2 rRNA genes are annotated in these 3,187 nt (G+C 50.2%); both read left to right on the top strand.

The window, feature by feature from the left end:
* Positions 1-2,892, top strand: a 23S ribosomal RNA gene (locus F955_RS15290).
* A gap of 212 nt (positions 2,893-3,104) precedes the next feature.
* A 5S ribosomal RNA gene (rrf, locus tag F955_RS15285) occupies positions 3,105-3,187 on the top strand; the annotation flags it as partial.

Raw genomic sequence — 3,187 nt, 5'->3', positions numbered from 1 at the left:
TCAAGTAATTAAGTGCATGTGGTGGATGCCTTGGCAGTCAGAGGCGAAGAAAGACGTGATAGCCTGCGAAAAGCTCCGGGGAGGCGGCAAATATCCTGTGATCCGGAGATGTCTGAATGGGGAAACCCACCTGGTATAAGCCAGGTATCGTATGATGAATACATAGTCATACGAGGCGAACGGAGGGAAGTGAAACATCTCAGTACCTCTAGGAAAAGAAATCAATTGAGATTCCCTCAGTAGCGGCGAGCGAACGGGGAACAGCCCATTAAGTCATATCAGTTTTAGTGGAATGCTCTGGGAAGTGCAACCATAGTGGGTGATAGTCCTGTACACGAAAGGGCTGATATGATGATGTCGAGTAGGGCGAGGCACGTGAAACCTTGTCTGAATATGGGGGGACCATCCTCCAAGGCTAAATACTCCTGACTGACCGATAGTGAACCAGTACCGTGAGGGAAAGGCGAAAAGAACCCCTGTGAGGGGAGTGAAATAGATCCTGAAACCGCATGCATACAAGCAGTGGGAGCCGCGTTGTTTGGTGACTGCGTACCTTTTGTATAATGGGTCAGCGACTTATATTCAGTAGCAAGGTTAACCGTATAGGGGAGCCGTAGGGAAACCGAGTCTTAATAGGGCGTTTAGTTGCTGGGTATAGACCCGAAACCGGGTGATCTATCCATGAGCAGGTTGAAGGTTAGGTAACACTGACTGGAGGACCGAACCCACTGTCGTTGAAAAGCCAGGGGATGACTTGTGGATAGGGGTGAAAGGCTAATCAAACTCGGTGATAGCTGGTTCTCCCCGAAAGCTATTTAGGTAGCGCCTCGGACGAATACCATTGGGGGTAGAGCACTGTTTCGGCTAGGGGGTCATCCCGACTTACCAAACCGATGCAAACTCCGAATACCAATGAGTACTATCCGGGAGACAGACTGCGGGTGCTAACGTCCGTAGTCAAGAGGAAAACAATCCAGACCGCCAGCTAAGGCCCCTAAATTATAGTTAAGTGGGAAACGATGTGGGAAGGCATAGACAGCTAGGAGGTTGGCTTAGAAGCAGCCACCCTTTAAAGAAAGCGTAATAGCTCACTAGTCGAGTCGGCCTGCGCGGAAGATGTAACGGGGCTAAAACTATATGCCGAAGCTGCGGATTTGCACTTTATTGTAAGTGGTAGGGGAGCGTTCTGTAAGCCGATGAAGGTGGATTGAGAAGTCTGCTGGAGGTATCAGAAGTGCGAATGCTGACGTGAGTAACGACAAAGCGGGTGAAAAACCCGCTCGCTGAAAGACCAAGGGTTCCAGTCCAACGTTAATCGGGGCTGGGTGAGTCGACCCCTAAGGCGAGGCCGAGAGGCGTAGTCGATGGGAAATTGGTTAATATTCCAATACTTCTGTTTAATGCGATGAGAGGACGGAGAAGGTTAAGTCAGCCTGGCGTTGGTTGTCCAGGTGGAAGGTTGTAGGCATGTATCTTAGGCAAATCCGGGGTACTCTATGCTGAGAACTGATAGCAAGCTGTACTTGTACAGTGAAGTGGCTGATACCATACTTCCAGGAAAAGTCTCTAAGCTTCAGTTAAACAGGAATCGTACCCGAAACCGACACAGGTGGTCAGGTCGAGTAGACCAAAGCGCTTGAGAGAACTCTGCTGAAGGAACTAGGCAAAATGGTACCGTAACTTCGGGAGAAGGTACGCTGCCGGCGGTGATAGGACTTGCTCCTTGAGCTGTTGGCAGCCTCAGAAACCAGGCCCCTGCAACTGTTTATTAAAAACATAGCACTCTGCAAACACGAAAGTGGACGTATAGGGTGTGATGCCTGCCCGGTGCTGGAAGGTTAATTGATGTGGTTAGCGCAAGCGAAGCTATTGATCGAAGCCCCAGTAAACGGCGGCCGTAACTATAACGGTCCTAAGGTAGCGAAATTCCTTGTCGGGTAAGTTCCGACCTGCACGAATGGCATAATGATGGGGGCGCTGTCTCCAGCAGAGGCTCAGTGAAATCGAAATCGCCGTGAAGATGCGGTGTACCCGCGGCTAGACGGAAAGACCCCGTGAACCTTTACTGCAGCTTGACATTGAACTTTGATCTTACTTGTGTAGGATAGGTGGGAGGCTTTGAAGTGGCGACGCTAGTTGCGATGGAGCCGTCCTTGAAATACCACCCTGGTAATATTGAGGTTCTAACTCTGTCCCGTTATCCGGGACGAGGACCATGTCTGGTGGGTAGTTTGACTGGGGCGGTCTCCTCCTAAAGAGTAACGGAGGAGTACGAAGGTGCGCTCAGCGTGGTCGGAAATCACGCGTAGAGTATAAAGGCAAAAGCGCGCTTAACTGCGAGACCCACAAGTCGAGCAGGTACGAAAGTAGGTCTTAGTGATCCGGTGGTTCTGTATGGAAGGGCCATCGCTCAACGGATAAAAGGTACTCTGGGGATAACAGGCTGATACCGCCCAAGAGTTCATATCGACGGCGGTGTTTGGCACCTCGATGTCGGCTCATCTCATCCTGGGGCTGAAGCAGGTCCCAAGGGTATGGCTGTTCGCCATTTAAAGAGGTACGCGAGCTGGGTTTAGAACGTCGTGAGACAGTTCGGTCCCTATCTACCGTGGGCGCTGGAAATTTGAGAGGATCTGCTCCTAGTACGAGAGGACCAGAGTGGACGAACCTCTGGTGTACCGGTTGTGACGCCAGTCGCATCGCCGGGTAGCTATGTTCGGAAGGGATAACCGCTGAAAGCATCTAAGCGGGAAGCCTACCTCAAGATAAGATTTCCCTGTGACTTTATGTCACCTAAAGAGCCGTTGAAGACTACGACGTTGATAGGTTGGATGTGGAAGTGTAGCGATATGTGAAGCTGACCAATACTAATTGCTCGTGAGGCTTGACTATACAACACCCAAACAGTTGTTGTACGAACTGCGCAAGCAGTGAGCAGAGATTGATTCATTAAAGACCAAACGGTCTTGAAATACTTGATTCAGCTAACGCTAGAACATACAATTCGACTCAGATATTATCTGTTAAACTCATTTGACCAAGCAACGGCAAGCAAAGCAGCAATGCAAAGCGAATAAGACCAAACGCAAAGTCATACCAGTTGTGCTGGCGACCATAGCAAGAGTGAACCACCTGATCCCTTCCCGAACTCAGAAGTGAAACCTCTTAGCGCTGATGGTAGTGTGGG

It is taken from the genome of Acinetobacter schindleri CIP 107287 (assembly GCF_000368625.1).
In the GTDB taxonomy this organism is placed as follows: Bacteria; Pseudomonadota; Gammaproteobacteria; order Pseudomonadales; family Moraxellaceae; genus Acinetobacter; species Acinetobacter schindleri.
This window is presented reverse-complemented; position numbering and strand designations above follow the sequence as displayed.